Below are 7,501 nucleotides of genomic sequence, written 5' to 3' on the forward strand. Positions count from 1 at the left end.
TCTCATTCTTATTTTATTTGACTATAAAAAACAGCGTATCCGGATGGGATACGCTGCGGGGTTTAGTGGTGGATGCCCAAGACTTTGGCGGTGTGGCTGAGAATTTCTTCGGCCAAATCCGGATGGTCGTTGAGCTTCACGCCGTAGCCGGGTACCAATTCTTTCAGACGGCCTTCCCATGATGCGGCGCGGTCGGGGAAGCATTGGTGCATCAGCTTAATCATCAGGGGCACGGCGGTGGATGCGCCGGGCGATGCGCCCAAGAGCGCGGCCAGCGAGCCGTCGGCATGGGTGACGATTTCGGTACCGAATTGCAGGATGCCGCCTTTTTTGTCGTCTTTTTTGATGACTTGTACGCGCTGGCCGGCGGTAATCAGCTCCCAGTCGTCGGGGTTGGCCTGCGGGTAGTATTCCAGCAGCGAGCTGAGACGCTCTTCTTTGGTTTTACGCAATTCGCCCAGCAGGTATTTGGTCAGCGGCATATTGTCCCAGCTGGCGCGCAGGATGGGCATGAGGTTGCCGCGGTGGATGGACATGGGCAAATCCATCATCGAGCCTTGCTTGAGGAAGTTGGGTTTGAAGCCGGCGTAGGGGCCGAACATCAGGTAGCGTTTGCCGTCCACATGGCGGGTATCGAGATGGGGTACGGACATCGGCGGCGCGCCCACGGATGCCTGGCCGTACACTTTGGCGTTGTGCTGCTCGGCGATGGCTTCGTTTTGGGTGCGGAAAAACAGGCCGGATACGGGGAAGCCGCCGTAGCCGCGTCCTTCGGGGATTTTGGATTTCTGCAGCAGGGTCAGTGCGCCGCCGCCTGCGCCCAGGAAAACAAAGCGGCTGCGGAAGGTCAGCGGGCTGGTGTTGTCTTGGGTGTTGGTGGTTTTCAGCGTCCAAGCGCCGTCGGCTTCGCGGGTGATGTTTTCGACGTGGCGGTTGAATTCGACGCGCACGCCGTTGTCCACCAGGTATTTGACCATTTGGCGGGTCAGGTTGCCGAAGTCGATATCGGTGCCTTCAGCGGAGTAGTTGGCGGCTACGGGCTGGTTTTCGTCGCGGCCGGCCATGGTCAGCGGCGCCCATTCGGCGATTTGGCTGCGGTCGGTGGAGAATTCCATTTTTTCAAACAGCTTTTGCGGTTTGAAGGCATCAAAGCGTTTTTGCAGGTAGGCGCAGTGGTCGGCATTCATCACCAGCGACATATGCGGCACGCTGTTGATAAAGGAATTGTCGGCCAGCTTGCCTTCGTTGACAAGCGAGGCCCAAAACTGACGGCTGATTTGGAACTGCTCGGCAATGCCCAAGGCGCGCTCGGGGTTGACTGTGCCGTCTGCGCCGAGCGGGGCGTAGTTCAGCTCGCACAGGGCGGAATGGCCTGTGCCTGCGTTGTTCCACGGGCTGGTCGATTCGAGCGCGACATCGCTCAAGCGCTCGATGATGGTGATTTCCCAAGAGGGTTCGAGTTCCCGCAGCAGAACGCCCAATGTGGCGCTCATCATTCCTCCGCCAACCAAGACGACATCAGTTGCTTTTGCCATGGTTTTACTCCTTAAAGATTAGGCAGCCTCTGCCTTTATGATTATTGGATTGAAGCGTGACTGCACCGTCAGAGTGCGGTGCGGATTTTTTTAAAACATATAGGCTGTGAATTTAGTGGATTTTCGGCAGAAATGCAAAGATTTTGTATTCGATTTAACATAAATTAAACTGGAAAAGGCCGTCTGAAATATTCAGACGGCCTTTGTTTGCAAGGGTTTTCGCGCGGTATCGGAATAATTATTAAATTATAAACAAACGTATTTTGGCGGAAAACGCCGGGGCAAAAACGCTCAAACCGCAATCGCGCCCAGCGAGTCGGTTTGCTTGAAGGCGGCGAAAATGCCTTCGATGATGCCGACAACGGTGGGAATACCCGTCCAGCTGAACAGGGCGTAGAGAATGCCCATCCAAACGCGGCCGGCGCAGAATTTGTGTACGCCGAACGTGCCGAACAGCAAAGCCATGGCGACATACAGGGCTTTGTTGCAGGTGTGGGGGTGGGTGGCGGCGTAGGAGAAATTTTGCATGGATAGTCCTTATGGGTGAAATCACAAACGGGGCGGGAAAAAACACGGCGGGCGCGGCAGCCGTTTTGCTGCTTATTCAAGCAACGGCTAAAAGCGATATGGGTATGCCGCACAGGCGCATCAAGGCCGTCTGAAAAAGGTTTACCTGAATTTAATCTTTCGGGTAAACGCAACGGCATTCAAGCCCTTAGCCGCCTGCCGTGCTGTTTTCAGACGGCCTTGCCGCCGTAAAAGCCTGATTGGGGGTTTGGGCAAGTGCGTTGCGGGTGAACGCGGCTTGAGGCAGGCGGCTGATGGTATCGAAGGCGGCGCGGCGGTAATGCTCGAGCAGCGGCGCGTTGTGCGCCAGCGCCATGCAGGTTTCCACCAGCTTGCCGTAGGGCGCGGCAACGATGCCGTTACGGTATTGCGGCGCGATGCTGGTGTCGTCGTTGACTTCGCTGACGGTGCAGATGCCGTTGCTCATCAGGTAGGAGCAGCGCACGATTTCGAAAATATGGGTGTCGTAGGCGTGCAGGTTCAGCACCATTTTGGCGCGGGCAATCCAGGCATCGCGCTCGGCGCCGTAGAGACCGAAAAGATGTTTCACGCGCAGCCCTTCGGCGCTCAGGGCGTTGAGAATATTGGCGCGGCGCGGGTTGATGCTGCCGTAAAACAATACATCGATGTCGGCGGTTTCGGCGGGGCGGATGCGCTCAAGCGCGGGGTGGTGGCCGATTTCCCACAAGACGGCGGGAATGCCCTCGGCGGCCAAGGCGCGGATATTGCGCCGGTCGTAATCCCATACGGGAAAGCGGCGGGCGGCGGCCAGGGTGTTGCGGTACATGATTTGCCGCACCTCGTCGGCGTGCGCCAAGGCTTCGAGTTGCTCGGTGTTCATAATAATGGAGGACGCGGGCAGGCGGTCGAGATGTTTAGACGGCCACAGATGGATGCCGAACAAAATATTGGTGCGGCTGTGGTCGAAATGGTTGGCGGTGATGTCGGCGGGGTAGCCGAGTTCGAGCAGCGAATGGCGCAGCAGCTCGGCCAGTTCGTCGAATGCGCGCACATGGGGATAAGATGGCGGCGAAATAATGCTGATATTGAAAGATAAAGACATGGTATCGGTATGTAAAAGGCCGTCTGAAAACGGGATTATTTGGGATTGGCGGCAGATTTAGGCATTGCCACTGCAAACGCGCCGGCAGCGCGGCTTTGGCGGCAAGCCATTCCTCGCGCAGCATACCGTACACGACGGTGTCGCGCAGGTCGGGTGTGTGTGCGGGTTTTCAGACGGCATTAAGGAGACGCAACTGCGTTTGCCGTCAAATTTTATCGTTATTTCACGCAGAACGATACAGCGCGGCTGCGTTTTGCCGCTTCGTCCATTCTCGATATTACAATGATATGCGGTCAAACGGGATAAGGCTTCAAAACCGCAATGCTCCGTGTTCCGAAACAAATCCGTCGAGCGGCATATCGTGGGCCTCGCGCGGCAGGGTGTCGACAAGCTGGCAGGCAAAACCTACGCCCAGCGTTTTGGTTGGCAAACGGTATTTCATCGCAGCGAGCGATACGTCGTAAAACCCGCCCGCCTGTCCGAGCCGGTAGCCCTGCCTGTCAATGCCGACGATGGGGACAATCAGCAAATCCAAGCCGTGTACGCGGATTTTCCGGCCGGCAAACTGCGGGATGTGCAGCTTGGACGCGCCGCGTTTGCGCTCTGCCTGCTGCGAACCGTCGGCGGCGTAAGGGGTGAACCACAGCCGTTTTGCACGCGGTTCGATATAGGGCAGATACAGCTTCGCGCCGCGCCGCAAGGCTGTCTGAACAAAATCGTCCAAGCGGATTTCTTTGCCGATCGGCCAATACACGCCGATTTTGCGTCCTTTTTTAATGTGGCGCTTGAGCAGGCGGTTGACGGTGCGGGTGGCGGTCTGCCGCTCGGCAGCGCCCATTTGGCTGCGGGCGCGGCGCAGCAGGCGGCGCAGCTCGGCTTTTTCTGTGGCGGACATTTTCAGACGGCCTCTCTGCTCGTGTACAATATGCGGATTATATAGCCATTCAACTACAAAATCATACGTCGTTAACTCGCCTTGCTGTACGACTTGTACTATCTGCGGCTCGTTGCCTAGTCTGATTATGCATTTGAACAGCTATAAAACACACACAGGGGGATTAGATATGTGGCATATCGTGGTCATCGGCTATTTGTTTGTGGCGATCATGTTTTCCGTCGCCCAGCCGAGTATTGCGCGGATGGTGGTTTATCTGCTGTTTTGGGCGGTGCTGCCGACGGTGTTTGTCTGCTGGGTCGTGCTCATACGCCGCCGCAACAAGCGGCTGAAAGCGGAGGAAGATGCGGCAGACGGAGCGCGGACGCAGCAGGATTGAGTCCGCCGCCCGAAGACGGCTGCGTCAGGCCGTCTGAAAAACCCGCCGCTGCCGGCTGCCGGTTTTCAGACGGCAAAAAGCGTGCGCCGCATTGCCAAGCAGCCGCCAATCCTATATAATTCTCCGGCTTTTTGCTTTGAAAAGCGTTTTTATATTTTTTAAAACTACGCCCACTTTCGCCGAAGGGTGCTTGCCGGAGCTTTTCCGCCAAGTTCTATGCGATTGAATGTGTGCCCCTAACCCTTTCAAGGAAATAAAATGTCTCAAATTACTATGCGTCAGATGATTGAAGCCGGTGTTCACTTCGGTCACCAAACCCGTTTCTGGAACCCGAAAATGGAACAATACATTTTCGGTGCGCGCAACAAAATCCACATCGTCAACTTGGAAAAAACCCTGCCGATGTTCCAAGAAGCGCAAGAAGCCGTTCGTCGTCTGGTTGCCAACAAAGGCACCGTACTGTTCGTCGGTACCAAACGCCAAGCGCGTGAAATCATCCGCGAAGAAGCGACCCGCGCCGGTATGCCTTTCGTTGATCACCGCTGGTTGGGCGGCATGCTGACCAACTACAAAACCGTTAAGCAGTCCATCAAACGTCTGGAAGAAAAATCAGCCGCTTTGGAAAACGCTGCCGAAAGCGGTTTCGGTAAAAAAGAAATCCTGGAAATGCAACGCGAAGTGGAAAAACTGGAGCGTTCGCTGGGCGGTATCAAAAACATGAAAGGCCTGCCCGACGCGATTTTCGTGATTGACACCGGTTACCAAAAAGGTACGCTGGTCGAAGCCGAAAAACTGGGTATCCCCGTGATTGCCGTTGTCGATACCAACAACAGCCCCGACGGCGTGAAATACGTTATCCCGGGTAACGACGACTCCGCAAAAGCCATCCGCCTGTACTGCCGCGGCATCGCCGACGCCGTATTGGAAGGCAAAAACCAAGCCCTGCAAGAAACCGTAGCCGCTGCCCAAGCCGCTGCCGAATAATTCAGGCTGAAAAGAGGGGCTTTATGCCCCTTTTTTAAAGCATATCCGATTCCGAAACAAGATATATCTTGTTTTTCAAAACATTAAGGAGTTTAACATGGCAGAAATTACTGCAAAAATGGTTGCCGACCTGCGCGCCGCTACCGGCCTGGGCATGATGGAGTGCAAAAAAGCACTGGTTGAAGCAGAAGGCAACATGGAAAAAGCCGAAGAAATCCTGCGCATCAAATCCGGCAACAAAGCCAGCAAACTGGCCGGCCGCCAAGCTGCCGAAGGCGTATTGGCATTTGCCGTTGAAGGCAATGTCGGCGCATTGGTCGAAGTGAACTGCGAAACCGACTTCGTTGCCAAAGACGCAGGCTTCGTAGAATTTGCCAACTTCGTTGCCAAAACCGCAGCCGAGAAAAAACCGGCCAGCATTGAAGCATTGAGCGAACTGGTTGAAGCCGAGCGCAAAGCCATCATCGCCAAACTGGGCGAAAACATGTCCGTACGCCGCTTCGAAATCATCGAAACCGCCAACAGCCTGGTTGCCTACATCCACGGCGCGCTGGCGACCGAAGGCGTATTGGTCGAGTTCAAAGGCTCTGAAGACGTAGCCCGCAAAGTCGGCATGCACATCGTAGCCGCCAAACCGCAATGCGTATCCGAAGACCAAGTCGATGCCGAGCTGGTAGAAAAAGAGCGCCACATCTACACCCAACAAGCCATCGAATCCGGCAAACCTGCCGAAATCGCCGCCAAAATGGTAGAAGGCCGCATTAAAAAATTCCTGGCTGAAGTCACCCTGAACGGCCAAGCATTCGTGATGAACCCCGACCAAACCGTTGCCCAATTCCTGAAAGAAAACGGCACCGAAGTCGTATCATTCGTACGCTACAAAGTAGGCGACGGCATCGAGAAAGCCGTAGTCGATTATGCAGCCGAAGTAGCCGCCGCTGCCAAAGTGTAATCAGCCTATGCAGAAGAAAGCACCCCGGTTCGCCCATGAATCAGGGTGCTTTTTTTGGAAACGCACCGCACAAGGCGCATTTCGGCTGCCGGAGAATAAGCCATATAATAACCCCATACCGCCTGCCGGATAAAAGCCGTCTGAAAAAGATACTGCCGGACAAAGCACCGTTTCCCAAACAACCGATTTCCCGGGGCGCGGGCATCGCCCGCCTCCCGCCGTCTGACTATATTTCAGACGGCCTCAAACAACCCAACCGCAAAGAAAGCAAGGTATCCCATGACACAAGCAGTCAAATACAAACGCGTATTATTGAAACTCTCCGGCGAAGCCCTGATGGGTCAGGACGCCTTCGGCATCAACCGCGATACCATCATGCAAATCGTCAGCCAAGTCAAAGAAGTGGTTGATTTGGGCGTACAAGTCGGCGTCGTAGTCGGCGGCGGCAACATCTTCCGCGGCGTCTCCGCACAAGCCGGCAGTATGGACCGCGCTACCGCCGACTACATGGGCATGATGGCCACCGTCATGAACGCGCTGGCGCTCAAAGACGCCTTCGAATCGCTCGGCCTCAAAGCCCGCGTACAGTCCGCCCTGTCCATGCAGCAAATCGCCGAAACCTATGCCCGCCCCAAAGCCATTCAATATTTGGAAGAAGGCAAAGTCGTGATTTTCGCCGCCGGCACCGGCAACCCGTTCTTCACCACCGATACCGCCGCCGCCCTGCGCGGCGCGGAAATGAACTGCGACGTGATGCTCAAAGCTACCAACGTTGACGGCGTGTACACGGCCGACCCGAAAAAAGACCCCGCCGCTACCCGCTACGAAACTATCACCTTCGACGAAGCCCTGAACAAAAACCTTAAAGTGATGGACGCTACCGCTTTCGCCCTGTGCCGCGAACGCAAGCTGAACATCGTCGTATTCGGCATTGCCAAAGCCGGCGCGCTGAAAAACGTGATTTTGGGAGAAAACGAAGGCACGCTGGTGCATTGCTAAGCCGTTGCCTGAGTGATAAAAGCCGTCTGAAAATTTTCAGACGGCTTTTTCATTTGCCAAACACGATGGCGGGCAGCTTGTTTATATAGTCGTAGAACTTAAATCCTGCTACGGCGTTGGCTCGCCC

The 7,501-nt window shown here is 55.4% G+C and carries 9 protein-coding genes; 5 read left to right on the plus strand and 4 right to left on the minus strand.

Annotated elements, in window-relative coordinates; all coding sequences use genetic code 11:
• Nucleotides 1–62 precede the first annotated feature (62 nt).
• The 4 genes from BDE01S_RS06495 to BDE01S_RS06510 form a co-directional block, all read right to left on the minus strand.
• Nucleotides 63–1,535, minus strand: a complete 1,473-nt coding sequence (locus BDE01S_RS06495) for a malate:quinone oxidoreductase (RefSeq protein WP_066078997.1) — start codon at nt 1,533–1,535, stop codon at nt 63–65.
• 291 nt (nt 1,536–1,826) lie between these two features.
• Entirely contained in the window at nt 1,827–2,063 is a 237-nt protein-coding gene (locus BDE01S_RS06500; RefSeq protein WP_066079002.1) for a TM2 domain-containing protein, read from the minus strand.
• 187 nt (nt 2,064–2,250) lie between these two features.
• The gene (locus tag BDE01S_RS06505; protein WP_066079006.1) at nt 2,251–3,165 is read right to left on the minus strand and encodes a hypothetical protein; all 915 of its coding nucleotides are present in this window, start codon (nt 3,163–3,165) and stop codon (nt 2,251–2,253) included.
• A gap of 310 nt (nt 3,166–3,475) precedes the next feature.
• Nucleotides 3,476–4,060 carry a 5-formyltetrahydrofolate cyclo-ligase gene (locus BDE01S_RS06510; protein ID WP_066079009.1) on the minus strand — a complete coding sequence of 195 codons (585 nt, stop codon included), beginning with the start codon at nt 4,058–4,060 and terminating at the stop codon, nt 3,476–3,478.
• A 169-nt stretch (nt 4,061–4,229) separates the two neighbouring features.
• On the opposite strand from BDE01S_RS06510, the gene BDE01S_RS06515 reads away from it, so the two are divergent.
• From BDE01S_RS06515 to pyrH, 5 genes are all read left to right on the plus strand, one after another.
• Nucleotides 4,230–4,439: a hypothetical protein gene (locus tag BDE01S_RS06515; protein ID WP_066079012.1), complete on the plus strand. Its 210-nt coding sequence runs from the start codon at nt 4,230–4,232 to the stop codon at nt 4,437–4,439.
• Nucleotides 4,436–4,558, plus strand: coding sequence for a hypothetical protein (locus BDE01S_RS11690; RefSeq protein ID WP_255265797.1), 123 nt, complete (start codon nt 4,436–4,438; stop codon nt 4,556–4,558). The genes BDE01S_RS06515 and BDE01S_RS11690 overlap by 4 nt, the downstream gene beginning before the upstream one ends.
• 139 nt (nt 4,559–4,697) lie before the next feature.
• The gene (gene rpsB, locus BDE01S_RS06520; protein ID WP_066079015.1) at nt 4,698–5,423 is read left to right on the plus strand and encodes a 30S ribosomal protein S2; all 726 of its coding nucleotides are present in this window, start codon (nt 4,698–4,700) and stop codon (nt 5,421–5,423) included.
• 97 nt (nt 5,424–5,520) lie between these two features.
• Entirely contained in the window at nt 5,521–6,375 is an 855-nt protein-coding gene (tsf, locus tag BDE01S_RS06525; protein WP_066079016.1) for a translation elongation factor Ts, read from the plus strand.
• Between the two features lie 279 nt (nt 6,376–6,654).
• Complete coding sequence (pyrH, locus tag BDE01S_RS06530; protein WP_066079019.1) at nt 6,655–7,374, plus strand: UMP kinase; 720 nt, start codon at nt 6,655–6,657, stop codon at nt 7,372–7,374.
• The last annotated feature ends 127 nt before the right edge of the window (nt 7,375–7,501 follow it).

Origin of the sequence: Bergeriella denitrificans NBRC 102155 (assembly GCF_001592185.1) — a bacterium.
GTDB classification, from domain to species: domain Bacteria; phylum Pseudomonadota; class Gammaproteobacteria; order Burkholderiales; family Neisseriaceae; genus Neisseria; species Neisseria denitrificans.

Coding starts and splice junctions, on each gene's coding strand:
- BDE01S_RS06495 (WP_066078997.1), bottom strand. CDS start 1,535: ATGGCAAAAGCAACTGATGTCGTCTTGGTTGGCGGAGGAATGATGAGC.
- BDE01S_RS06500 (WP_066079002.1), bottom strand. CDS start 2,063: ATGCAAAATTTCTCCTACGCCGCCACCCACCCCCACACCTGCAACAAA.
- BDE01S_RS06505 (WP_066079006.1), bottom strand. CDS start 3,165: ATGTCTTTATCTTTCAATATCAGCATTATTTCGCCGCCATCTTATCCC.
- BDE01S_RS06510 (WP_066079009.1), bottom strand. CDS start 4,060: ATGTCCGCCACAGAAAAAGCCGAGCTGCGCCGCCTGCTGCGCCGCGCC.
- BDE01S_RS06515 (WP_066079012.1), top strand. CDS start 4,230: ATGTGGCATATCGTGGTCATCGGCTATTTGTTTGTGGCGATCATGTTT.
- rpsB (WP_066079015.1), top strand. CDS start 4,698: ATGTCTCAAATTACTATGCGTCAGATGATTGAAGCCGGTGTTCACTTC.
- tsf (WP_066079016.1), top strand. CDS start 5,521: ATGGCAGAAATTACTGCAAAAATGGTTGCCGACCTGCGCGCCGCTACC.
- pyrH (WP_066079019.1), top strand. CDS start 6,655: ATGACACAAGCAGTCAAATACAAACGCGTATTATTGAAACTCTCCGGC.